Origin of the sequence: Paraflavitalea devenefica (genome assembly GCF_011759375.1) — a bacterium.
Lineage (GTDB): Bacteria > Bacteroidota > Bacteroidia > Chitinophagales > Chitinophagaceae > Paraflavitalea > Paraflavitalea devenefica.
Genome location: NZ_JAARML010000001.1, coordinates 1,345,127 through 1,370,052 on the forward strand (window position 1 = coordinate 1,345,127; position 24,926 = coordinate 1,370,052).

25 protein-coding genes are annotated in these 24,926 nt (G+C 46.4%); 9 read left to right on the forward strand and 16 right to left on the reverse strand.

Annotated elements, in window-relative coordinates; all coding sequences use genetic code 11:
* Window positions 1-95 precede the first annotated feature (95 nt).
* A complete protein-coding gene (locus HB364_RS05430) occupies window positions 96-1,475 on the forward strand; it encodes a cytochrome ubiquinol oxidase subunit I (RefSeq protein ID WP_167286857.1) in 1,380 nt (459 codons plus the stop codon).
* Between the two features lie 13 nt (window positions 1,476-1,488).
* Window positions 1,489-2,523 (forward strand): cytochrome d ubiquinol oxidase subunit II, encoded by a 1,035-nt coding sequence (gene cydB / locus HB364_RS05435; protein WP_167286858.1) that lies wholly within the window; start codon window positions 1,489-1,491, stop codon window positions 2,521-2,523.
* On the opposite strand, the gene HB364_RS05440 is transcribed toward cydB, so the two are convergent.
* The 10 genes from HB364_RS05440 to dnaN all read right to left on the reverse strand — a co-directional run bounded on the left by HB364_RS05440 (window position 2,520) and on the right by dnaN (window position 12,689).
* Window positions 2,520-3,521, reverse strand: coding sequence for a sugar phosphate isomerase/epimerase family protein (locus HB364_RS05440; protein ID WP_167286859.1), 1,002 nt, complete (start codon window positions 3,519-3,521; stop codon window positions 2,520-2,522). The two genes, cydB and HB364_RS05440, sit on opposite strands and share 4 nt — an antisense overlap.
* A 64-nt stretch (window positions 3,522-3,585) precedes the next feature.
* Window positions 3,586-4,683 carry a magnesium/cobalt transporter CorA gene (gene corA / locus HB364_RS05445; RefSeq protein ID WP_167286860.1) on the reverse strand — a complete coding sequence of 366 codons (1,098 nt, stop codon included), beginning with the start codon at window positions 4,681-4,683 and terminating at the stop codon, window positions 3,586-3,588.
* Window positions 4,684-4,786: 103 nt separating this feature from the next.
* Entirely contained in the window at window positions 4,787-5,350 is a 564-nt protein-coding gene (locus HB364_RS05450) for a hypothetical protein (RefSeq protein WP_167286861.1), read from the reverse strand.
* A gap of 127 nt (window positions 5,351-5,477) precedes the next feature.
* The gene (locus tag HB364_RS05455; RefSeq protein ID WP_167286862.1) at window positions 5,478-6,572 is read right to left on the reverse strand and encodes an iron-containing alcohol dehydrogenase family protein; all 1,095 of its coding nucleotides are present in this window, start codon (window positions 6,570-6,572) and stop codon (window positions 5,478-5,480) included.
* A gap of 579 nt (window positions 6,573-7,151) precedes the next feature.
* On the reverse strand, window positions 7,152-8,066 hold the full coding sequence (locus tag HB364_RS05460) for an ROK family protein (protein ID WP_167286863.1): 915 nt from the start codon (window positions 8,064-8,066) through the stop codon (window positions 7,152-7,154).
* Window positions 8,067-8,141: 75 nt separating this feature from the next.
* Entirely contained in the window at window positions 8,142-8,861 is a 720-nt protein-coding gene (kdsB, locus tag HB364_RS05465) for a 3-deoxy-manno-octulosonate cytidylyltransferase (protein ID WP_246228325.1), read from the reverse strand.
* Between the two features lie 113 nt (window positions 8,862-8,974).
* Window positions 8,975-10,057, reverse strand: a complete 1,083-nt coding sequence (locus HB364_RS05470; RefSeq protein WP_167286864.1) for a serine hydrolase domain-containing protein — start codon at window positions 10,055-10,057, stop codon at window positions 8,975-8,977.
* 48 nt (window positions 10,058-10,105) lie between these two features.
* Window positions 10,106-10,924 carry a sterol desaturase family protein gene (locus HB364_RS05475; RefSeq protein ID WP_167286865.1) on the reverse strand — a complete coding sequence of 273 codons (819 nt, stop codon included), beginning with the start codon at window positions 10,922-10,924 and terminating at the stop codon, window positions 10,106-10,108.
* A 94-nt stretch (window positions 10,925-11,018) separates the two neighbouring features.
* Entirely contained in the window at window positions 11,019-11,459 is a 441-nt protein-coding gene (locus tag HB364_RS05480) for a putative signal transducing protein (protein WP_167286866.1), read from the reverse strand.
* A gap of 114 nt (window positions 11,460-11,573) precedes the next feature.
* Window positions 11,574-12,689 (reverse strand): DNA polymerase III subunit beta, encoded by a 1,116-nt coding sequence (gene dnaN, locus HB364_RS05485; protein WP_167286867.1) that lies wholly within the window; start codon window positions 12,687-12,689, stop codon window positions 11,574-11,576.
* A gap of 153 nt (window positions 12,690-12,842) precedes the next feature.
* Between dnaN and HB364_RS05490 the strand changes: the two genes are divergently transcribed.
* The 3 genes from HB364_RS05490 (at window position 12,843) to HB364_RS05500 (ending at window position 15,126) form a co-directional block, all read left to right on the forward strand.
* Window positions 12,843-14,006, forward strand: coding sequence for a glycosyltransferase family 2 protein (locus tag HB364_RS05490; protein WP_246228420.1), 1,164 nt, complete (start codon window positions 12,843-12,845; stop codon window positions 14,004-14,006).
* 271 nt (window positions 14,007-14,277) lie between these two features.
* Complete coding sequence (locus HB364_RS05495; RefSeq protein WP_167286869.1) at window positions 14,278-14,568, forward strand: kelch repeat-containing protein; 291 nt, start codon at window positions 14,278-14,280, stop codon at window positions 14,566-14,568.
* 111 nt (window positions 14,569-14,679) lie between these two features.
* The gene (locus tag HB364_RS05500) at window positions 14,680-15,126 is read left to right on the forward strand and encodes a kelch repeat-containing protein (RefSeq protein WP_167286870.1); all 447 of its coding nucleotides are present in this window, start codon (window positions 14,680-14,682) and stop codon (window positions 15,124-15,126) included.
* Between the two features lie 66 nt (window positions 15,127-15,192).
* Here the strand turns inward: HB364_RS05500 and HB364_RS05505 are convergent, their stop codons facing one another.
* Both HB364_RS05505 and HB364_RS32890 read right to left on the reverse strand, forming a co-directional pair.
* Window positions 15,193-16,002 carry a hypothetical protein gene (locus HB364_RS05505; protein WP_167286871.1) on the reverse strand — a complete coding sequence of 270 codons (810 nt, stop codon included), beginning with the start codon at window positions 16,000-16,002 and terminating at the stop codon, window positions 15,193-15,195.
* Between the two features lie 324 nt (window positions 16,003-16,326).
* Window positions 16,327-16,617 carry a M23 family metallopeptidase gene (locus tag HB364_RS32890; protein WP_208419859.1) on the reverse strand — a complete coding sequence of 97 codons (291 nt, stop codon included), beginning with the start codon at window positions 16,615-16,617 and terminating at the stop codon, window positions 16,327-16,329.
* Between the two features lie 715 nt (window positions 16,618-17,332).
* On the opposite strand from HB364_RS32890, the gene HB364_RS05515 reads away from it, so the two are divergent.
* The 4 genes from HB364_RS05515 (at window position 17,333) to mtgA (ending at window position 21,112) form a co-directional block, all read left to right on the forward strand.
* The gene (locus HB364_RS05515; protein ID WP_167286872.1) at window positions 17,333-18,859 is read left to right on the forward strand and encodes a GH3 family domain-containing protein; all 1,527 of its coding nucleotides are present in this window, start codon (window positions 17,333-17,335) and stop codon (window positions 18,857-18,859) included.
* Window positions 18,860-18,986: 127 nt separating this feature from the next.
* Window positions 18,987-19,625, forward strand: coding sequence for a LysE family translocator (locus HB364_RS05520; protein WP_167286873.1), 639 nt, complete (start codon window positions 18,987-18,989; stop codon window positions 19,623-19,625).
* Between the two features lie 106 nt (window positions 19,626-19,731).
* A complete protein-coding gene (locus HB364_RS05525) occupies window positions 19,732-20,322 on the forward strand; it encodes a hypothetical protein (RefSeq protein ID WP_167286874.1) in 591 nt (196 codons plus the stop codon).
* Between the two features lie 85 nt (window positions 20,323-20,407).
* Complete coding sequence (gene mtgA / locus HB364_RS05530) at window positions 20,408-21,112, forward strand: monofunctional biosynthetic peptidoglycan transglycosylase (protein ID WP_208419860.1); 705 nt, start codon at window positions 20,408-20,410, stop codon at window positions 21,110-21,112.
* Window positions 21,113-21,123: 11 nt separating this feature from the next.
* Here mtgA and HB364_RS05535 read toward each other — a convergent pair whose 3' ends face one another.
* From HB364_RS05535 to HB364_RS05550, 4 genes are all read right to left on the reverse strand, one after another.
* Complete coding sequence (locus tag HB364_RS05535; protein WP_167286875.1) at window positions 21,124-22,794, reverse strand: ArnT family glycosyltransferase; 1,671 nt, start codon at window positions 22,792-22,794, stop codon at window positions 21,124-21,126.
* Window positions 22,795-22,830: 36 nt separating this feature from the next.
* The gene (locus HB364_RS05540) at window positions 22,831-23,373 is read right to left on the reverse strand and encodes an AAA family ATPase (RefSeq protein ID WP_246228327.1); all 543 of its coding nucleotides are present in this window, start codon (window positions 23,371-23,373) and stop codon (window positions 22,831-22,833) included.
* 29 nt (window positions 23,374-23,402) lie between these two features.
* Window positions 23,403-24,044: a nicotinamide riboside transporter PnuC gene (gene pnuC, locus HB364_RS05545; protein ID WP_167286877.1), complete on the reverse strand. Its 642-nt coding sequence runs from the start codon at window positions 24,042-24,044 to the stop codon at window positions 23,403-23,405.
* A gap of 74 nt (window positions 24,045-24,118) precedes the next feature.
* A complete protein-coding gene (locus HB364_RS05550; RefSeq protein WP_167286878.1) occupies window positions 24,119-24,646 on the reverse strand; it encodes an SRPBCC family protein in 528 nt (175 codons plus the stop codon).
* Between the last annotated feature and the right edge of the window lie 280 nt (window positions 24,647-24,926).

The window sequence follows — 24,926 nt, forward strand, 5'->3', positions numbered from 1 at the left end:
CTGCCATATGGTGGGACTTTTTTTTATGTAAAAAGCCTGTCACCCTGAGCTTGTCGAAGGGTATTGATAAGTCAGCAATCAAACATCTTTTTCCCATGGATGTCGAAATATTATCCCGTATTCAGTTTGCGTTTACCATTGCCTTTCATTACATCTATCCGCCATTAAGTATTGGTCTGGGTTTATTGCTCGTTGTCTTTGAAGGGATGTACCTGAAAACCGGCGATAAGCGGTATGAACAGATCACCCGTTTCTGGATAAAGATCTTTGCGCTCATCTTTGGTATCGGGGTAGCCACCGGTATCATCATGGAATTTGAGTTTGGCACCAACTGGGCCACCTATTCCAAATATGTGGGCGATATCTTTGGCAGCGCCCTCGCCGCAGAAGGCATCTTCGCCTTTGCCCTCGAATCGGGATTCCTGGGCATCCTCATCTTTGGCTGGAACAGGGTAGGGCCCAAAGTGCACTTCTTTTCGGCCGTCATGGTATTCCTCGGTTCCATGTTCTCAGCGGTATGGATTGTGGTAGCCAATTCCTGGCAGCAAACACCGGCCGGTTTCCGGATCGTGGGCGAAGGCATGGAAGCCCGGGCAGAGATCACCGATTTCTGGGCCATGGTATTCAATCCTTCCAGTGTAGAACGCTTAACGCATGTGTGGATCGGCGCCTTCCTCGCGGGGGCTTTCCTGGTATTGAGCGTGAATGCCTGGTACATCCTGAAAAATAAACACCTGCACATTGCCAAACCCTCCTTTAAGATCGCACTCTTCACCGCTACCATCTGCTCCCTGCTTCAGTTATTTGTAGGGCACAAAAGCGCCGATGGCGTAGCGAAAAACCAACCGGCAAAACTGGCTGCCCTCGAAGGCCATTATGATTCACTGGCTACAGGCGATATGTACCTGCTGGGTTATGTAAACAATAAAACACAACAAACAACAGGCATCCGCATACCCGGTGGCCTTTCCTTCCTGCTGCATGGAGATTTTAAAACACCCATCAAAGGATTGAATGCCTTTCCCGAAAATGAGCGGCCCCGGCAGGTCAATGCCATCTTCCAGTTTTACCACATCATGGTAGGCATTGGCGTCACGCTTATTGCGCTGTCTGTCTTTGCCACCTGGCTCCATTTCAGGAACAAGCTCTTTGATAAACGATGGCTGCTGTGGATTTTCGTGTGGGCAGTACTCTTGCCGCAGATTGCCAATCAGGCCGGATGGTTTGCCGCGGAAATGGGCCGCCAGCCCTGGGTGGTATATGGATTGCTTAGAACATCCGATGCCTTGTCCAAAACAGTTACGGCCAACCAGGTCCTCTTTTCCCTCATCATGTTCATGGTGGTATACCTCTTGCTCTTCATCTTATTCCTGTACCTGCTCAACCGGAAAATACAACATGGGCCTGTGGATTATGGCACCAAAGAAGATATTGAAGAAGGCAGCAAACGCGATAACCCTTTATTAGCACATTAACCTGGCAATCATTATGGAAACATTTCTCGGACTTGATTACAACATATGGTGGTTCCTGGTATTCGGAGCTGTCATCAGCGGATACGCTATTCTGGATGGGTTCGATCTGGGGGCCGGCGCCCTGCACCTCTTACTCAGGAAAGAACTGAGCCGCCGCATTGCCCTCAATGCTATTGGTCCTGTTTGGGATGGCAATGAAGTATGGCTGGTCATAGGCGGTGGCGCCTTGTTTGCCGGATTCCCGGTGGCCTATGCTGCTATCTTCTCCGCGTTCTATGTGCCTTTTATGATCTTCCTGGTTGGCATCATCTTCCGGGCGGTGGCCATAGAGTTTCGCAGTAAGGAGCCTATGCTGTGGTGGCGCAAAACCTGGGATATGGTTTATTGCGGCGCCAGTACTATTATCGCCCTTTCGCTCGGGCTTATGTTGGGTAATGTAGCATTGGGCATCCCGCTCAACGAGCAAAAAGAGTTTGCCGGCAACTGGCTCTCTTTCTTCAATCCGTTTTCCATTATGGTGGCCATCACTACGCTGGCATTGTTCATGATGCATGGTTCCATCTACCTTACCATGAAAACAGAAAAACGATTGTATGCCCGGCTGCGTATCCTGTCGCGCAACTTCATCATTTTCTTTGTACTTAGCTTTGTCATTACTACCCTGTACACCCTACTCTATGTGCCTCACCTCAGCGATTTCATCCGCACCAATCCGGCGGCATTCATCATACCGATCCTCATGGTATTGAGCATTGCCAACATTCCGCGGCAGATCAAAAAAGGGAAATACCGCTATGCCTTCATCAGCTCGTCGGTCACCATTGCCCTGTTGCTCATCATGGTGGCGATGGAAGTGTACCCGTATTTGTTGTTCTCTACTGTTAATCCGGCCAACAGCATCACGGTACACAATGCAGCTTCTTCCTATAAGACCATGAAGATCCTGCTCACCATTGCCGTGATCGGTACACCGCTGGTGGCCATTTATACTTCCTTTGTTTTCTGGACCTTCAAAGGAAAAGTAAAACTGGATGAAATGAGTTATTAACTAAGGGTAGCGCCTACTCTTTCCAGTAAAGCTTTAGTTTTCTTGATGCCTTCTACAGGGTCGCCCTTGCTACCCTCGAATTCTATACCGATATAACCGGTAAAGCCGGCGTCCTTTACTATTTTCAGCATCCTGTTATAATCGGTTTCCACGCAGTTACCCTGCGCATCAAAGTCGTGGGTTTTTGCACTTACACCTTTGGCATAGGGCATCAATTCCTGTGTACCCTTATAGCGGTCATATTCTTCCACACACTTGCCGCCGTACATGCCTTCCTCGTGCTTGATGCAGAAATTGCCAAAATCGGGCAGGGTGCCTACATTGGGTTTGTTCACGCCTTTCATCACAGCCGCCAGCCAGCCTCCGTCGGACGTATAACCCCCATGGTTTTCCACGATCACATTAATACCTGCTTTGGCGCCATACTCACCCAACCGGCCCAGGCCATCAATAGCGGCTTTCTGCACATCTTCCCGGCTGCCTTCTCCATGGGCATTCACGCGGATAGTAGCACAACCCAAATACTTGGCAGCGTCTACCCATTTATAATGGGCTTCCACAGCTTTCAGCCTTTCCTTATCATTGGGTGCGCCCAACGATCCTTCGCCATCACACATAATGAGGTGATTCTTTACACCATTATCATTGCACCGCTTTAAAAGCTCGGCAAGGTACTTCTCATCTTTAGCCTTGTCCATAAAAAACTGGTTCACATATTCCACCACACTGATGCCATAATCTCTTTTGGCCACCAACGGAAAATCAAGGTTGTCGAGTTGTTTGGCAAACAGGGGTTTGTTCAAAGACCATTGCGCCAGGGATATTTCAAAAAAGAGGTTGGCTGCAGCAGCAGGAGTAGCCGTGGCGGAGGAATCTGTTTTACCTGTTTCGGCAGGATTACCAGCATCATTGCAGGAGGCCAGGCCTGCTGTTATAGTTCCAAAACCCGCAGCCAGGCCACCCAGTTGCTGCAAAAAGCGACGACGATTGGTTGACATAAAACATTTTTTATAGGAAGCAATTAATTGATGATCTCAATCACTGAATATACAATAATATCACTCAAAACCATCCCCGCTTGCGGAAAACCCACAACATCCAGATGGGGACCAGCAACATCAGGCCTACCGCACTAAAGAAGCCCCATTTATTGTGAATGGAAGGAATATGGTCGAAGTTCATACCGAAAATACCGCCTATTACCGTGGCCGGCGCCAGCAGGCAGGTTACAATGGCCATTACCTTCATCACCTCATTCAGCTTCAGGTTCACATTATTAATATAAAGGTCCTGCATGCTCGTCATCATATCGCGGTAGTTCTCACTGAGGTCATAGGCCTGTATGATATGGTCGTACACATCCTTGAAATACTTGGTGGTACGGTCGTCGAGCAAATCGCTTTCACTGCGTATAATGCCATTCACCAGGTCGCGCACAGGCGCAATATTCCGTTTCAGCACGATCAGCTCTTTACGGATCTGGTTGATACGCGCCAGCGATTTGGTATTACTGCGCCGGATCACTTCTTCCTCCACCAGCTCTACCTGCTCGCCCAACTTTTCCATCACCTGGAAATAGTTATCTACAATAATATCCAGCATGGCATACAACAGGTAATCGGCGGTTCGTTGCCGTATCTTGCTATTGCCCATTTTAAGCTTGCTGCGGATGGGGTCAAACACATCCCGGGTGGCATCTTCCTGGAAGGAGATCACAAAATCCTTACCCAGTACAATACTGATCTGCTCTGTTTCAACAGTACGCGTGGCATCATTGAAATACAGCATATTCAGCAGGCAGAACAAGACGCCTTCCACCTCATCCATCTTGGGCCGCTGGTGCATACTGAGAATATCTTCAATAAGCAGGGGGTGGATCTCAAAATGATTACAGATTGCTTCCACGTCCGCCTTCCTGATGCCATCAATATTGATCCAGCTAATCCGGTTATTCGTTTTGCAGCCAAAACTGTGTGTTACCGTATCATACTTGTTTTCTACTACCGCATCTGCATTGTAGTCATAAATCGTAACTACGATATTATCGGCTTCCTGCCGTTCCGGAGGGGCTGTAGGATTAATATGGAACAACTCCTTCGTACGGTGGGTACCGAACAATAAAGGCAAACCAAGATAGCGGAGATATTTCTGCGGACTCATAAATAATTTATCACCGAAAAATTAAGCATAATAATCATACCTAAAAAATAATGCCCCCGCAGCGCAACTACAGGGGCATTATATGAAAGAAACTATAAATCGTTTACTCTATGTTAGACAGTTCAAGGTCCACGCCATGACCATTACCTTCTACCTTCAGCAGTGCCGGGAAAGCAGGGTTATTCAGTATCCACAGGCGGGTATTGCCTCCATTGCCTTCCACCAGGATGGCGTCAATTGTTTTACCGCCTGCTTTAAAGCCAGTTTGCTCACCGGCTTTCACCGTAAATGTCAGGTCATTGTACACAAACTTTTTATCCTGCTGTAAGCTTGCCCATTGTGATTTGGATATAATCAATACACTGGCATCCCCTGCCAACTCTTCATCTATACCCGGTGTTGGCTGATTCCAGTATCCGTGAACAGCGCTTTCCAGTGATTTCTTTTTCATCACCCAGCCGCCGGTTCCCATCCCTTCAATACTCCAGGCGATCTTTACATAATCAGGGCTCAGTGAATCTACCAATGCACTGAAAGGAATGGTTTGCCCGCTGGTAAATAAGGTATAAGAGAATTTGGAACCTTTCTTAATAACGGGGTTGACTTTTTCCTGTGCAACAGCCCCCACAGCACTCATTAAACACAGTACAAATAGTAGCTTTTTCATGATAGATGTTTGGTTGGTATAAGCGAATGTAACGCAATCAAAACAACTCCCCAACGTACATCGTACCGCTTAGCCCTTTTTTGACATCAGATAACAAAATCATAAGATGGACCAACGGGTTTAGCCATTACAACCGCTCATACAGCTTCCTCAGCTTTTCCCGCGTCATGATCTTTTCCCAGTCCTTACCCAGCGCATTTTCCCACAGGGGTTTCATGCCCAGGGAAACATTGATCATCGTATCAAACTGTTCATCCGTCAGCCCTTTGCAGATGCCAGAGGGAATGTCAATCTTATTCTTCTCTACCATGCGCTTGAACTCTTCTACGCCCGCAGGATAGTATTCTTCCAGGTGGTTCATCACAATGCAGTTGCCAATACCATGTTTCGTACCCAGCAGGTAGCTTAATCCATAACTGACTGCGTGGGCCACGCCTACCTGTGAGTAGGCGATGCTCATGCCGCCCGCATAGGAGGCCATCATCAGCTTATCATCACACTCCGCATCCCAGCCATCTTTTTCCAGGAATACATATTGACAAAGTTCCAGCGCCTTTTCGCCATACGACTTACTGAACTCATTCAGGTAAGTGCCTTCCAGGCTTTCAATACAATGGATATAACAATCCATGCCGGTATAGAAACGTTGGTTTACCGGGGCATTGGCTGTTAATGCAGGGTCCAGTACGATCTGGTCAAAAGGAGTGAAGTCTGAGTTCATACCTAGTTTCCGCGTAGGGCCTGTTAATACCGTGGTGCGGGATACTTCTGCGCCGGTGCCGCTCAGCGTGGGAATACCGGCTTTGTATACACCAGGGAACTTCACCAGGTCCCAGCCCTGGTAATCGGCCGAAGAGCCGGGATTATTCATCATCAAAGACACTGCTTTGCCCAGGTCCATCGCCGATCCGCCACCAATAGCGATAATACCGCTCACCGTACCAAATTCGTGCTGAAGGTCTGTAGCCAGTTTATCTACATAAGTAGTTTTAGGTTCATACGTTACATCTACAAAAATCACCTTGTCCTTTCCCCGTACCGGGATCCTGTTTACCAGGGGTTTACCATCTCCGGTAGGAGCCCCTTGGGCAAAAAAATGATCTACCAAAAAGACCATCGGGGCTTCTCCCTGGCGGCGGGGCGCTAAAATTTCATCAAGCTGATCAAAACTACCGCGGCCATACACCACGTAGTCTACCATTTTAAAATTTCTGAATTTCATATATACTTTTTCGGGCTGTTCGGTGATACAAATGATCAATCAACCGTATTGGATTGATAGCGTGAAGGTAAGCGTAGAAAAGAAAGTAACAAAAACCGCGCTGCCTGCAGCAATAAGAATGTATAAAGAGAAGAAGAAAGAATAGCCGTGAGAAAGTAAAACGCAGCAAACTGCTGCGTTTACGGAGAGCCTAAACCAAAATGCTGAGTTTCGAGTGAAAGAGTAACCGCATTCCCTTCCGGTTGCTATAACCAGAAGAATATCTTGAGTTTGGATTTACTTATTTTATTGGATTGAGACGAGCAGATAAGGTTTTATCTGTCATAATAGGACTCAGGTAGCTTAAACCATTTAGCATGGCTTTTCAGCAGGAAGACCGGATGCAATAAAATTAATTATTTTTATTGCATGTAATCAAAAAGGAGCGTGAATTTTTCGAGAAAAATGCAAAATAACCTCAAAAATAGCCGCAAACTGCGGCTTTAAGGCTTAAATATTACGCTATACTATCCTTTTCGCCGCAAAAAGCCGCAATAGAAATATATGGATGTAAAAATCTATATTTTTTTATACTAATAATTAACCGGCCACCAGTGCCGCGGCTCCAAAAACACCGGCACTATCACCCAATGCAGGCCGCAATACCGGCACATCAACACCATTATTAAATATGTGTTTTTTCAATGATTCAACGCCCGTCGAATAGATCACATCAATATTGCCTACGCCGCCGCCAACCACGATAACATCCGGGTCGAGCAGGTTGGTCACTACCGAAACAGCTTTGCCAAAGAAATGCGAGAGCCTTTCCATTGTTTGCGCAGCAGCAGGATCCGTGCCTGCTTTATAGGCTGTAACAATCTCTTTCAGGGTAAGGGATTGACCGGTAAGATGAGTATACCAGGCCTGCAGGCCGGGGCCGGATAATACCTTTTCCACGCAGCCTGTCTTGCCGCAATAACAGGGGCCACCACTTTCATCCAGGAAATTATGCCCCCACTCTCCGGCAATGCCATGCCGGCCATTCCATACCTGCCCATCAATCACAATACCACCGCCAACACCGGTGCCCATGATAATGCCAAATACTACGCGTGCTTCCGGAGCCTGTTGTTTTACCACGCCCCAGTGGGTTTCGGCCAGTGCAAAGCAATTGGCGTCATTGGCCAGTGTAACCGGCGCCTGCAGAGCTTCTTCCAGGTCTTTCTTCAGGGGCATCCCATTCAATGCTGTGCTGTTGCAGTTCTTCATCGTTTGCAGACGCGGGTCCAGCTCGCCCGGCGTTCCAAATCCTATACGGGTTGCCGTAAGTGCAGATTCCTGCTGCATCATATCAATCAGCCGTTTGATCTGCCCGATAATATGCGGGTAACCTTTCCCGGCTTCTGTATCAATGCGTTTCCGCAACAGGGGGCGTGCATCATGAGGCGATGGCAAAATAACGCCTTCTATCTTAGTGCCTCCCAGGTCAATACCCCATAAAGGACTACTCATAGGCAAAGCAAATTTTTAGTGTTCTTATGTCAGCGTTTACCCCACTCAGCGGGGCTGAGCCTGTCGAAACCGTAATCAGAGCAGCTTTTCAGCGCGTTGCAGGTCGTCCGGCGTATCAATTTCCACGCCCATATAATCCACCACGATCATGCGCAACGGAATACCATATTCCAGGTAACGCAGGCATTCCACCTTTTCGGCTGCTTCGAGCGGTGTTATGGGCCAGTTGGTAAAATTCAGCAGGGCCTGTTTACGGAAAGCGTACACGCCGATATGTTCATAATAAGTAATGGGTACTTCTTTATTGCGGGGATAGGGAATTACGCTGCGGCTGAACATCAGGGAGTTCATATGCCTGTCTACCGCCACCTTTACATAATTGGGATCATCAATCTGCTCCTGTTCATGCAGCACCTGCATCATAGAAGCTACCTGTACGGAAGGGTCTTTAAAACATTGTAACAACTGTTGCAGGGGTTCCTGCCTGATAAAAGGGGTATCTCCCTGCACATTTAGTACAATATCTACCTCCATATTGGCTACTGCCTCTGCTATCCGGTCGCTGCCGCTTTCATGTTCCTTCACACTCATGGTGGCTTTTCCTCCGTGCGACACAATCTCCTGGTAAATCACCTCACTGTCTGTAACTACCCATACTTCATCAAATAAACCGGTCGCTACTGTATTATCATAGGTATGCCGGATAACCGTTTTACCCTTCAGCAACTGCATCAGCTTGGCCGGGAACCTCGTGGCCGCATACCGTGCAGGTATCATTGCTATCACTTTTGCCATAATAATCTTTTCAAAGCATAAAGATAATAGTTGCAGCTAAATAACAACTTTAGTTCCCTGGCTGCCAGTGAAGGAGGTAAAAAAAATACGTACTCAAACTGCCGATTGCCGATTCACGGTTGGCAATAATAGTCGCGCAACATCCTGCCGAAATTCAGCACGGCCGATTTGCCGCTTACCGTACCACTATTGCACAATACAATAATGCCGATATTCTTTTCTTTAATGATCATGGTATAACTGCTGAAGGAGGCACTTTTACCGAGGGAATGCAGCATGTGCAGGTTCTTCCATACTTCATTTTCCCAGCCCATGCTTTGTCCGGGAAAGGAGGATAACAATTGAGTGGCGCCGCCAGTACTTACATTGGATTTCTTATGCTGCAATGCTTTCAGCATATCCTGCATAAAAATCACATAATCCTTCAGGGAAATATTAATATCAATGGCGGGTACAATAGCTGCCATCGTTGGGCTTACCCGCTCTGGTTGTAGCATACCATTGACATCCAGGTGACCGGATGGTTGCAGGCTGTCTGTCAGCCGGGGAAGTCCGAATTTAATAGCAATATTCAGGGGCTTGCCGATATATTGGGTTACCAGGTCTTCCCAGGCCCTGGCGGTTACTTTTTCCATCATGGCGGCGGCGGTCACCGTGCCGCCTACAGAATAAACAGTCTGGCTGCTGTCTACAATTAGTAAGGGAGGCTGTTTCATCACCTGTATGGCAAAAGCCTTGCGCTGCTCTGTTCTGCTGCCGGTAAACAGGGGCAAACTTTTAAGGTCATGCTGTTCTGTATAGGGCCTGATGCCGGCCCTTTGGGAGAGTAGCTGACGGAAAGTTACTGTATGGTACAGCTTCATCGTTTTGCCATTTACTTCTGGCAGGACTTTTACGATGGGAGCGCTCCACACTATTTTGCCCTGTTCTGCAAGCCTGGCAGCCAGGTAAGTAGTAAATGCCGTGGAGTTGGTGCCTATATAAAAGCGGTCGGTAATGCGGATGCTGTCTTTCTTCCGGAATTCACGCACACCCGTGGCGCCGATATCTATTACCTTATCGGCGTCAAATACGGCATATACCAATCCCGGCACACCGCGGTACTTGCGGATGCTATCGGCCATCAGGGAAAAAGTCTGCGATAAAACCGGGAGACAACAAACCACCAATAAAACAAGACAACACAGTTTTTTCATGTTAACGGGTTCAATGGGAACAGGGGTCTGGCAATGGATAACAGGATATCAGTAATCTGTCTTGATGGTATTGTCAAAAGGAAGTCGGAGTTGATAGGGCACGTTTTCGTCCGTGCTGCTGTCCAGTACATCCAGTCCGTACTGCAGGTTCCTGGGGTCTTCGTAGGCGAAGGTGCCAAAGATACGATCCCAGAGAGAAAAAATATTGGCATAATTAGTATCTGTGTAAGGCCGCTTATAATGGTGGTGTACCTTATGCATGTTGGGCGATACCAGTATCCAGCTAATGGGTTTATCAAACCAGAGGGGTACGCGGATATTGGCATGATTAAAATGCGTGAAAATGGCAGCTACGCTGCGGTACAGGAAATACATGCCAATGGGCAGACCAATCACCAGGGCACCGATGATGGTAGAGCTTTCCCGGAACAGCCATTCGCCGGGATGGTGGCGGGTGCCGGTGGTTACATCCACTTTCGTATCGCTGTGGTGGATCATGTGAAACTTCCACATCCATTTTATCTTGTGCATGGCATAATGCGGGGCGTACTGTCCGAAGAAATCCATAAAGAAAAGTCCCAGCAGGATATTGGCCCATAAAGGCAGCGACAGCCAGTTGAGTAACCCGATATCTTTTTGTGTTACCCAGTCGCATACGGCAACAGTAATACTGCCCAGTAATAAATTCAGGATAACGGTGGTGAGCAGGAATAGCAGGTTAACGCCGGCATGTTTATAGCGTTTAAAGGAAAAAGAGAAGAGCGGATAATAACCTTCCAGCACCCAGAAGAAGACCATACCTCCCAGCAGGATCGCCATTCTTTGCCAGCTCTCAATATTTTCCCAGAAATGCATGAATGACTCCATAGACAAAAACATCGTTTCACCTAATTTACGCTAAAAATCGAGAAAGCAGAACGTTTGCCAGGCCGGCCGGAGCGCCAAACCCCACTCACCCATCTTACTCCTGGTTGCCGGCAATAGGTTGTGGGTTTTCCTTTCTGCTCTCCGGGATTTCCTCAAATTCAAACTCGCAGTCAAAACAGTGGTAGATATTCTTCACCGACATCGCATAGTTGCCAAATAACCAGGAAAAAATGGCGGAGAGCCAGTTCATGGGATTGCTGCTCTGGGTTACAAAATGCACATTATGGGAGCCGCACTTTGGACAGGCAACGGCTTGCTTGTATACATTTTCAAATCCGTTGACCAGTTCCAGTGCCCTGGCCAACTGCTCCTGGTGCACCATCAGCTTAATTCCGCCGATAGCATTGGCAAGGATGGGATCAATCGTTACGGTATGCTCATCCTGCAGGTAGGCGCGGATATGCTCTTCTTCCAGGCGCTGCAGCATCATATTGGCAGGAATATAATTGTCGTATGTACGGAGTACAATAAACAAAATGAGTCGTTTTGAGTGATGAACTGACGGAAAGGTAAAAGAAAAAGCCGGATAATTCATCCGGCTTTGTATTGTTCGGGACCGGCAAAACTGCCCGGTCTATCCATCCTATTATTAGCTGTTCAGCATCAGGGGCATTACCAGCATCAGCATCTCTTCATTCTCCTCCTGCTCAGTGGGCTTGATAATACCAGCCTTGGTAGGGGTAGACAATTCCACTACCACATCATCGCTTTCTGCAGCATTCAGCATCTCGATCAGGAACTTGGCGTTGAAAGCAATGGCCAGGTCTTCCCCGTCATACTGACATTTCATGCGCTCATTACCCTCAAAGGAGAAATCCACATCCTGTGCCGCCAGTTGCAGCTCACTGCCGCTGATATTCAGTACCACCTGGTTTGTGCTCTTGTTACTGAACACGCTCACCCGGCGTAAGGCGCTCTGGAAATCAGCTTTATTGATAGTCAGCTTATAAGGATTGTCGGCAGGAATTACCACTTTATAGTCCGGGAAACGGGCGTCTATCAACCGGCAGCTCATCTGTGTGGTGCCATGTTTTACAAACAGGTGATTGCTGTTGTAGCTCACTGTCAGCTCATCATCATTCACCGGTAAAGCGGCTTTCAGCAGGTTGAGCGGCTTCTTGGGAACGATCAGGGAATCGTTCTTGGGGCAGCTTACATCCTTGCGTTTGTAGCGTACCAGGCGGTGGGCATCGGTAGCCACAAATTGCAGCCCTTTCTTGTCCATCTCAAAAAATACCCCCGTCATGGCCGGACGCAGGTCGTCTCCGCTCACGGCAAACAGGGTTTTATTGATGGCAGTTACCAATGCGGCAGAGCTCAGTGTAAAAGAAGAGGTGTCATCGGCTACCGGCTCTTTGGGGAAATTGTCCGGATTTTCGCCCATTACCTTATACTTACCATTATCGCTGGTAATTTCCACACTGTAATTCTTGTCAATATTGAATGTCAGCGGCTGGTCCGGGATATTCTTCAGGGAGTCTGTCAGGATCTTGGCCGGGATACAAACGCGTCCGGTATCTTTCGCTTCCACCTCCATCTGCACCTTCATCACTGTTTCCAGGTCAGTGGCCACCACGGTGAGCTTGTTTTTGTCAATTTCGAACAAAAAATCTTCCAAAATGGGCAGCACCGTATTGGCGTTGATAACGCCGTTAATTTGTTGTAACTGTTTCAATAAAGCCGAAGAAGAAACGATGAACTTCATAAGCTGGTTAAAGATTTGAGCAAATATAGAATTATGAACAATACGCCCGCCCGGATTTTTTAAACAGTCAAATCACAAATCCGTCAATTTGAGGGGGATAAATGACATTTACGGGCCAAAATCGTGGTTCAGCCGTATTTTCGTCCCGCCATGATGCTATCGGTCGTCATTGTAAACTACAACGTGAAGTATTTTCTGGAACAATGCCTCTGTTCCGTGAAAAAAGCCATGGAAAGCAGCGGCACCCATGCCGGGCCTGATTTCCAGGCCCAGGCAGAGGTGTTAGTGGTGGATAACCACTCTTCTGATGGCAGTATTGACTATTTACAATCCCGGTTCCCTTTCGTACGGTTTATCGCCAATACAGAAAATACCGGTTTCGCCAGGGCCAATAACCAGGCCTTACAGCAATGCCGCGGGAAATACATCCTCTTTCTCAATCCGGATACCATCCTGCCCGAAGATGCTTTCGGGCTGTGCTTTTCTTTCATGGAAGCGCACCCTGATGCCGGTGCGCTGGGGGTGCGGATGATTGACGGCAGCGGACGGTACCTGCCGGAATCCAAACGGGGATTTCCTGCTCCCTGGGTGTCATTTTGTAAAATGAGTGGGCTGACAAAGCTGTTTCCCCACTCAAAACTATTGGCGCGCTATTACCTGGGTCACCTGTCACCGGCCGCCACGCATCCGGTAGATGTGCTTTCCGGCGCATTTATGTGGGTGCGGAAAGCCGTACTGGATAAAACCGGCGGTTTTGATGAACGTTTCTTCATGTATGCGGAAGACATAGACCTCAGTTACCGGATTCAGCAGTCGGGATACCATAACTATTACTTGCCTACCCCCACCATCATCCATTTTAAGGGAGAAAGTACCCGCAGGGATGTACGGTATGTGCGATTATTTTATACCGCCATGATACAGTTTGTGCAAAAGCATTTTACGGGGCCGGGCGCATGGTTCTATGTAGCGTTGCTCAGATCATTTATCTATCTGAAAAGTATAGGTACAGAGAGCAGGAAAGAAATGAAGGGGAAAGCAACTTCTTTACCCACATCCTATATAACCGGTAATGTGGAAAACGTTGTACATATAATAAAAAAAATTGGCAATAAACGTATCATTGAAGGCGGGCCCGACTCCGCAGATGAACTAATATATGCAGAAGGCCTGCAATATTCTTTTAAAGATATTATTGCCGCCATGCAAAATAATCCTGCTCAAAAAAAAATACGTATTCATGCTGCCGGTAGTAATAGCATAGTAGGAAGCGACTCTAAAAACATCCTGGGCGAAATAATAATATTGGATAATTAACAATCCATTTATCTACATACGCTCTCTTCAAAAAGCCCCTTCATATACTTATTTACTAAACAACACGCTGATAAACCCCAACAGCTTGCTTATTGAATTAACGTTTCTTTTTGGGGTAAAACTATATTTTTATACAGTCTTTCAGTAACTGAAATCCCTATTCGTAAATATAGTTAAATCATAACTCAATGCGTATGCCCAAAATCTACTTTATTTATTAATGATGCTGCTCCCCATCTTTTTTGCCTGCCAAAAAGCAAATGAAACGCTAATGGATTCTTCAGCATCAACCGAATTTCCCGGAACAGGCCGTCAAAATGCTACCAGGTTTTCTATTGGTTCAAAAGCCTATGTGGGCTTGGGGAATGGAGATGGAAATATTATTTATACTGATCTTTGGGAATTTAACCCTGCCAATAAAACATGGACTAAAAAAGCCGATTTTCCCGGCACGCCAAGAGCGGCTTCCGGAAGTTTTGTGATTGGAAATAAAGTATATGTGGCTACCGGACTTTGCAATTGTAAGGACGTGTGGGAATACGATCCTACCACAGATACCTAGACGCAGAAGTCCGATTTCCCTGTTCAAGAAATTTATTATACAGCACCTTTCGCTATTAATGGAAAAGGTTATTTAGCCACCGGTATAAAGGATGGTCAACTCCTAAAAGACTTGTGGCAATATAATCCTGTAAAAGATATATGGACTAAAAAAGCTGATTATCCTGGAACGCCTGTTGATGTTGCTACCAGCTTTGTTATTAATGGCAAGGGGTATGTAGCCGGTGGTAATCAGGTCTTCGGAACCAGCAAGGCTTTATGGGAATACGATCCGGTTACAGATAAATGGACTGAACGGAAAAATATGCCTGTTGCTACCTCTGGGTCTGTTGGTTTTGCAATTAAGAATAAAGGATATGTAGGAGTAGGTTGGGGAGGTGGAAATCAAATTTGGGAATATAATCCGGCTTCAGACGCATGGAAGATGTATACCCATTTTGAAGGCGGGCACAGAGAGGGAGCCATGGGCGTTGTAGTTAATAATATAGCCTACATCGGCCTTGGAACTACCACGTGGACTGTCTATCCTACACAGATATGGGAATTTTCACCACGTTGATAATCGGGAAATATTATAAACAATAAGACAGGCGATGTTCTCAAGACATCGCCTGTTTTATTTCATTCACACCACCGCCAGCACTTTCGCACATCCTGCATACTTTGCCTGTTGGATTGTATGCGTATTATACTGTGTTCCATACCGCACGCCGATGGCCAGCACCAGGGTAAAATGCTCATCCGGAGGAAGGCTACTATGCTTTACTTCCAACGGGGTAGCAGGAGCGCCCTGTGCTACCGGGTGCCAGTCTGTAACAGCCTGGCCCGGTTGTAAGTTGAAATAACCGTGGTGAGTAGGTTCATATTTATGCAAGCTGCCGGTAAAAATGATATCGGGAACAATACCCAGCGTTACGATAATACTGAACCAGGGATATTTCTCCGGCGCAAAAAAGCTGATGTCCGGCATCAGCTCGGGAAGCTGCACCGCGGCCGTCAACGTTTCCCGGCTAAGAGCATGTTCCACCGGGAATCGCACTGTTGAATCAAAAGTATTTTGGCGGTTTAAGGAGAAGCCGTTTAAGATATGGGGATAGGCCGACAGCCGTACATCCCGCTTTCCCCATTCTTCTACAGGATCCATATTTTGAACAGGTACCATCAGGGCATTCAGCGGGCCGGCAATATTGTGATCGGCCAGGGGCTTTTGAAAGGTCAATGCCTGCATGATGTATTTCCCTGCTTTGGCGCGGCCGCCAAACTCCGAAATGGAATTACGTACTTGTCGCATTTCCGGGTCTGTCATAATTTTTTCTTTGGAGGGCCCGCCCTTGCGGCGTACGATGGGCTTGTCAACCCCACGCATTTTGTAAATAGATAGGTCATCAATGGAGCCTTGAATCCCCAGACCAAGGCCAGCAATCATTTTTGCCATAATAATATGGTTTCAAAGGTTAAGTAATAAAATGTTTGTCAAATGGATGCGACTAACCAGCAGAAAAGACCTTCACTTTATATAAACTAAGCTACCCATGCATACCTTTTAGATGCCCCGGAGATATCCCGTACCTTATAATGAACGTGACATCTACGGGATATCTACAGAGTATCTCCTTCTTTAGATTTTCAGAAAACAATTAATACAGCAGCGGGTATAACCATGAAATAGCCAAAAAGGGGCTTTCTGTTAACCGGCAGGCGGTTAAAACAGGTAAAAGTCCAGGAAACGGCTAAAGCCAGAAAGGAAAGCGGAGAAATGTTATTCTGTTTCTATCAGGTAGGTGATTGGGTTCAGGTAGAACATTTTCTTCCAGCCCTGTTTTGACCCGTCAATGCGCCAGGGCAGGGGTAGCATGGAAGACACCGTATAGTGCAAATGAGGTGGTTTGCTAGCGGCATTGCCCGTAGTTCCCACGGTGCCAATTTCCGTTCCGGCTTTTACGAAATGAAAAGAGGAGGTGTTAATAAAATGCTGTGGCAAGCAATAGCCGATGATCAGAATGATCAATAAAGACAAGAAGATATATTTGATAATTCTCTTGAATTTCATAAAGGGGGTTATTTCGGGTATTAGAGAAATTTACTGTTGATAAACCAGGGATACGGATCTATTAACCGAGCTTTATTATCAGACATCAGTAGTTCCAATTCAAACAAACCATTATACGACGGCTTAAGAATTTTTCCAATAGATTGGCCGGGATTAACAATGTCTCCTTTCTTTACAAAGACGGCATTGAGGTTATTGTAGATTAAAAAATAGTTTCCATGTTTTGTGAATACAGCGAGGGTACTGTCTATTTCAAAAATTGAAACTACTTCGCCAACAACCACATTTTTAACGGTCATTATGCTGTCCGACTGTATGGTGAGGGTTGGGGTGCTGCCACAACAAATGCATATTTCCATTCTTTTGGTCCCGGTTAACACCTGATCGGAATTTACCAGATGGGTATACCTGTCTACTGGCAGCGCTAACATTCCCTTCAGGGATTCAAAATGGGTGCTGTCATGACCAGGCAACTGAGCCCTGGCAGATGATAGACTGAGAAAGCAAATAACAAAAATGAGGGAAGACAGGAGTCGGGGTTTCACCAAAACACTTTAGGCTTAAACGCCCCGGTAACTTGCTTTGTTATAGGACAAAAAGTTAAAGTATAGCCGCCTTTTTGGCAGGCAGGGGCCTGAGAATGGTCATTTTAGCCTCGCAATTCGGCCTAATCCCTTAATTTTGAATTTGCCTGACCAAACCGGCTTACTATGTAATGGCATTAATTGATATTTCCATACCCCCTTCCATCGCGAAAGCTTTACGATTGCCTGCCCGCTCTCCCCGGCGGCAACAGATCCGGGTATTGAGGAAATTGCTCAAAAAAGCCCGCTTTACCGAATTTGGACAAACCTACCGGTTTGATGAGATCCTGCTCAGTAAGCATGCCGGCAAAAAGTTTCAGCAACTTGTACCTACTTACGACTATAATAAAATTTACGATGCCTGGTGGCATAAAACCCTCGAAGGCAGGCCCGACATCTGCTGGCCCGGCAAGATCAAGTTCTTCGCCCTCAGCTCCGGCACCTCCGAGTCGGCCAGTAAATACATCCCCATCACCAATGACCTGATGCGGGGCAACCGCATTGTGATGATCAAGCAGTTGCTCACCCTCCGTACCTATCATGATATCCCTGTAAAGAGTATCGGTAAGGGCTGGCTGATGCTGGGCGGCAGTACCGACCTCCAGAAAGGGCCCGGTTATTATGCCGGCGACCTCAGCGGTATCACCGCCAAAAAAGTACCTTTCTGGTTCTCACCCTTCTATAAACCAGGTAAAAAGATTGCCCGCACCAAAGACTGGAACAGTAAAATCGAGGCTATTGTGGAAGAAGCCCCCAATTGGGATATCGGCTTCGTGGTAGGCGTTCCCGCCTGGATCCAGATGTGCATGGAAAAGATCGTTGAGCGGTACAACCTCAAAACGATCCACGACATGTGGCCCAACCTGGCCTTCTTTGTACATGGCGGGGTATCTTTTGAGCCCTATAAAAAAGGATTTGAAAAGCTGGTGGCCCGGCCACTGACCTATATTGAAACCTACCTGGCTTCTGAAGGTTTTATGGCCTACCAGAACCGGCAGCATGCCAAGGGTATGCACTTATCCCTGAATGATCATATTTTCTTTGAGTTTGTGCCTTTCAATGATAAGAACTTCGACAGTGAAGGAAATATCGTGGAAGATCCCGAAGCGCTGATGATCCATGAAGTGGAAGAGGGGAAGGATTATGCCATCCTGCTGAGCACCACTGCCGGCGCCTGGCGCTACCTGATTGGCGATACAGTCCGTTTTGTGGATAAAGAACGCTGCGAAATTATCATCACCGGCCGCACCAAGCACTTCCTCAGCCTGGTGGGAGAACACCTTAGTGTGGACAATATGAATAAGGCGGTACAACTGGTGGCTGATGAAATGAACATCTGTATTCCTGAATTTACAGTAGCCGGTGTTCCGCACGGCCTTTTCTTCGCCCATCAATGGTGGGTGGCCTGTGATGATAAGGCAGATGTTGAAGCAGTACGCCAGAAAATAGATGAAAAGCTCAAAGAGCTGAATGATGATTATGCCGTGGAGCGGGGCAGCGCCCTCAAGGATGTATACCTCAAAATACTCCCGGAATCCAGTTTCATGGAATTTATGCGCCTGAAAGGAAAGATAGGCGGGCAACATAAATTTCCCCGCGTGATGAAGGGAAAGATGTATGAGGACTGGATCAGGTTCCTGGAAACAGGCGCTGTTTAAAAAACCGGCCAAATAGTCAACACCCACTACACTTATAGGCAAAAGCACAAGTATGTAACTTGTTCTTTTTCACACGTATGATTTTTGTAAATTGTCGCTTTAAATTTTCATTACTTTCTTTTAACGCATGTGGCAAGCCATCATCAATGGATTAATGCTGGGGTGTATCCTTGCTTTGTCAGTGGGGCCGGTAATTTTTACGGTGATCAAGCAAAGCCTTAACAACGGACATACCGGTGGGTTCAGTTTCGTGGCAGGGGTGTGGATGAGCGATATTGTACTGGTGGTGATCAGCAATGCCTTTTCTGCGCTGGTAAGTGAGCTGCTGGAGTACAAAGCTATCATCGGCTATATTGGCAGCGCTTTCCTGGTGATCATGGGCATCTTTTATCTTTTTTTTAAAAAGGTAACCTTGCGTACGGATGCTGAGGGGAAAATAGTGCGCTTCCGTAAAAGGGACATGATCAAAATATTTTCCAGCGGCTTCCTGATCAATACCCTTAATCCCAGCGTATTCATTTTCTGGCTGGGCACGGCTACAGCCCTTGCTACCAAATTCAGTTTTCAGCAAAGGGTCATCATCTTCTCTGTTTGCGTGGCATTGAACATTGCTGCCGATATTTTTAAGGTGCTGCTGGCAGGCAAATTGCGCAAGCGGCTTACCCTGCACAATATTTCTGTTATCAATAAAGTATCGGGCGTAATACTCGTTGGTTTTGGCATGGCGCTCCTGTATGGCACTGTTTTTTTGGCGAAGGAAATGTAAGGCTGGGGTTGATGGTATAGAACTACGTTCCGGAATGACGCCTAACGTTAGTCTTAACAAAACCTTAGTTCATTTAATTCACTTACCGCTGTAACTTGGTCCTTACATGAAAAAAACTATACTCCTTATAACGGTTTTGTTCTGTTCACTGCTTACTTTTTCCCAGCAATCGGATTTTATTGTACTCAAAAAATGGAACAACCGTACCATTAAAACCTTTTATCCCGGCGCTTTTATATCAGGCCAAACCCATAGAGGATTTAACATTAATGGGTTTATTACCGCTATCCGTAATGATTCCATATATATCCGGCAGGAGGAAAGGCAGCTTATGGGTACTGAATTTGGCGTTGAACTGGACACGCTTGTTTACACCATTGGAATAGATTACCGGGAAATCAGCCGGTTCAATTATACCAAAAAATACAAATGGGGCGGTAAAAGAGGGTTTGTGCAGGTAGCATTGCCCAAATTAATGATGATCGGAGGCGTTGGATTTATTATACTGGAAACCGTTAATACCATATACCGTAAAGAATCTTTTAATGATGATGGTAAGCTGGCAACCCTGGGTATAGCAGCGGGTGTAGCAGTGGCCGGTTATTTATGGGAACACATGCAAGAGAACAGGAACAAAGCCGGCGGGCGGTTTAAAGTAGTATACGTTAAAGTCAATGAACTGAAGAAAGCGTTCTGATAACAGTTCCGGCAGGCTTCCCTCATCTGATATTCCCGACTTCCCCGACTTTCTATTATCTTGCACCCAAGCAATTTAACCCGGCATGGCCATCAAAACCAGGGGATTGGGTCTTCGTATATGGCGAATCCTGAAACGAGTCTTCATCTTCCTCTTTATTTTCCAATTGTTTTATATTCTCCTGCTCAAGTGGGTGAATCCGCCGGTTACGCTTACACAACTGGGCAGCCTCATCAGTGGGAATGGTCTTAAACGGGATTATGTGTCTATCAAAAACATGTCGCCCTATGCACGCCTGGCCGTTATATGCTCTGAAGATCAGTTGTTTCCGGATCACAACGGGTTTGACTGGAAGCATATCGAAAAGGCAATGAAGAATAATGAAAAGCGGCCTAACCGTATTAAAGGTGCTTCCACTATCAGTCAGCAGGTGGCCAAAAATGTTTTCTTGTGGCAGGGCCGCAGTTGGTTTCGCAAAGGGCTCGAAGTCTATTTTACTTTCATGATTGAACTGATATGGGGTAAAAAACGCATCCTGGAAATGTATCTCAATGTGTCTGAAATGGGGAAAGGAGTTTTTGGAATAGAAGCAGCAGCACAGGCTTATTTTAAGAAGCCCGCCCAAAAACTCACTCGCCAGGAAGCTGCCATGGTCGCCGCCTCCCTGCCCAATCCCAAAGAATATACAGTAAAACCCGTTTCACGTTATGTAGCCGGAAAATATCCCTGGGTATTGCGGCAAATGAATAACCTGCAGGACGATGAGGATATTCAAGGACTGATACAGTAACTAACAACCCACTACTCACTCACCTTAACTTTGCTTCCCGTACTGTTCATGGAAGGGATGCCCGGTATGCAATTGTTGACGGCAAAACGGAATGTATAATTACCGGCAGGAAGATTAACTGGCACCTGGAGGTAGAATGGCTGGCTGGCCTGTTGGATCTGCCCCACCGTGAAGCCTGTAGGAATGAGGGTAACTTTTCCATTCTCCTCTTTAAAAGCCAGTTGTATGCCTGTAGTATCATACGGCTTTTGCTGAAAAAAAGAAAGATAGAAAGCGGGCGATTTGATGATGCCCTGTACAGTGAATTGTTTATTTTTCAGTAAGGGTTTGCCTTCACAACGGATATCTACTTTAGAAAAAGAAAAATAAGGCTCATAAATATGGCTGGCATAATTGATCAATTGAGTAAACCTGTTATTCCTGGTTACACTGTCATAAGAACCCACCACCATTACCCGTTTTCCGATAAGTGAATCTTCCAGTGGCCAGAAGTTAAAATTGTTTCTCCGGTAGGTAATCGCATTCATGGACAGGGAGGGCGTTTGTGAATAGAACCAATACTTGGAAGCTTTCTGATAGGAGCCAATGAATACTGCCGGAATGCCCTGCGCACGTTCCTTTATCTCGCCCACCCATATTTTATTTTGATGGAACTCATCTTTGCGGATCCAGCTTACCCGTGGGATCACCGGGAACATGTAAATGCGCACCAGCAGGATGAGCACCAGGGTAACGGGAAGGCTTTTGTACAACCATTTGCGCCAGGAGGGCTGTTGCAATACACTTTGATGGCTCAACACTATTAATCCGATGAAAGCCGGAACGGTCCAGTTGGCTTCCACGCGTCCTTTGAAAGTACTGATCAGAAAAAAGCCATATATCCCAATGAGTGTATACTTTAATGCCCGTTCAAGGTCTGAGGCAGGTTTATGAATAAAGGCGGCTTTCAGCAATAACCATCCTATCAGTGGCCCGGCCAATGCCAGTTGACCAACAAGGTACTCAATGGTATACTTGGTATCATAATAAGAAGCGCTTCGCTCAAACAAATGGAACTGAACAGAAGGAAACCCATGTGTATACTGCCAGTAAAGATGAGGCGCAAATACGAGTAAGGCCACCGCTGTTACAATATAAGTCTGATACCGGGCAAATAATTTAGGGTTTGATACCAATGTGCATAATACGATCAGTACCCCATGGTACTTGCTGTACATCATGAAAGCAATGCTCAGGCCCAGCCATACGGAATTCAGGATCGTCACCCGCTCTGTGAAACGCCGGTAGAGCCAGAAAAACAAGGCCACAAAGAATAGGAGCGGAATATCGGGAACAGCAATGATGCCGCCTATCTGTACAACGGCAATAGAGCAGGCGATTGCATAAAAAAGGTAATCATCTTTTTTAGCCAGCAGTTGCTGTGTTATGAAAATGGTAGCTGTATTCAGCAGCACAATAAAGAGACGGACACCTAATTCATTGGGGAAGAGCGCATAACCGGCTTTGATCAGCAGCGCCACCAGGGGAGGATGATCAAAATAACCCCAGTCGGGAAAACGGGAATAGATCCAATAGTATGCTTCATCATCAAATAACTCTGTGTAAGCTGCCTGTATCAGGTTCAACAGGCACCAGGCAAGATAAAATAGCAGTTTATGATTTCTCCTGATAAAACTAAGCATATCCAATAAGCGAAGGCGCAAAGCTACAGCAAGTGATCACTGTTTCAGCATTTCATCCACAGCTTTAACAGCCTTTTGAAGTCGTTGTTCGTAATTGCCTGAAATATTTGCCCATGGCACGGATTGGTTCACCAGTATATCTTTGTAAATATAATACAGTTCCCGCCGACTTTCGAGATCGGGATATTCACGGAGTTCGTCTTTCACCCATGGGAGGTCGGTATCACACAATAAATACAGGTGGTATTGTCTTTCCGCGATCTGGTCCAGTATCCAGGGATGGCATTTGCCAAAAACATACTCACTCCATACTTTCATTACATACAGGTCTGTATCCACGAACAGTGCAGCATGTTTTTCATGACCCGGATCAAAAGATGAGATATGCTTTTCTTCTAATGTTACCTGTCCCTGTGCAATAATCAGGAGGTCGTCATAGGTATAGTTAGTACCATTTTTCAGCAGGTATTCCCGTGCATACTCCGGCACCCAGGCCGTGGAATAATAACCGGCCAGTTGCTCACACAGGGTGCTTTTGCCTGTTGATTCAGGCCCTATCACTACCACTTTCTTTATCATGGACATCAGGATTCAAATATACAGCGGAATCACGGAGCAGGGATATGCTTTGCCTGCCGGGCCCGTTTGTTCCATTCGGCCCATCCAAAACCTGCCATCAGGAGCAGGATAAAATAAAAAACACTGGTAAATACATACCCTTTTATAAAATACAGGGGAATGGAAGCAATGTTGGTAGCGATCCACCAGTACCAGCTCTCTACTTTTTTCTTTGCCATCAGCCACATACCTGTATAGGCCGTGGCAGAGGCAAAAGCATCTGCCCAGGGAATGATCTCCGGCGAGAAAATGCTCTTCAGCCAGGTCAGTGCACTGAAAATACCTATATAGCATACCCCGAAGAACAGGAAATGCTGGCCCCATTCTTTTCGGATGGCATGTTGTATAACCACCACATGGTGCTGTGCAGCATCTTTTTTGGTCCAGAGAATCCAGCCATAAATGCTCATTATCGTATAGTAAACATTTACGCTGGCCTCACCCGGTAAATGGCCCATCAGGCTCAGGTAGGTATAGATGATGGTGCTGATCAATCCTATGGGATATACCAAAATATGCTCAATGCGGGAAAACCACACGCTTGCAATGCCTGTGAATACGGCAATGTATTCAAGGACAGTGGTGTGGCGCATACCATACAGAAACTGCTGATAGATTTCGGATAAACTCATGGCGACGGGCTGCAAGATAGCCCATTGTGCGCATGCATGCAGCAGTGTACTGCCATCATGTATGCCAGGGGAAATCAGGCACCTTCACACAGCTTTTTGAGGTTGCGGAGCCCTTCTTCAAACTGTTTGTTGAGGGTTTTATTTAAAACCGGCCCCATGAGCCTGACCATCGGGTAGGGCAGGTCGCCATTATTTTGCCAGGTTACCTTTGTTTCTCCATTGCCCCATTCTTCAAACATCCAGTTATCATTGGCAAAGCTTTTCCAGGGGCGTATAAATTCCAGGTCGAAGTGAACATGCTTGTGATCAATAGCGCGTAGTACAAGGCGCCCTTCACCGATTTTTTTACCATTCCACCAGTACTCATGGCCCGGTGTATGTGGCGTGCCTTTGATCTCCATTTTACTGCCGGGTTCCGTCATTTGCCAGGGATTCCAGCGGGCATAATAATTAAGGTCTGCCACCCTGCTCATCACCTCACGCACCGGTTTTAAAATGACTATTGATTTCTCAATATTGTATTTGGCAGGCAGGAAAAGCGCTATCACCAGTAAGGCTACGATGATGCCAATGATGCAATAAATGATGTACAATGCCAGCATAAGCAAGCAGTTTACCTGTAATTTACTGCAACCCGGCAATAAAGTCAAGCCGCAGGCATAAATAGTTGCTGTCCGGAATAGTTATAGTGGAAAGGAAAGAAAGTGGAAAAAGTGCGCTAAACCAGCGAATATATAACTACCTGTAATAAACGAAATGAAGGAGAAATAGGGGGCGGAGACTTCATTAAAAAGCCTCCCTCCGCTTAATACGGGGAGAGGCCGGCGATAGTGCACGGAAAAAAACAGACCGTTGCTTGTATATACAGTACCTGATCAATAA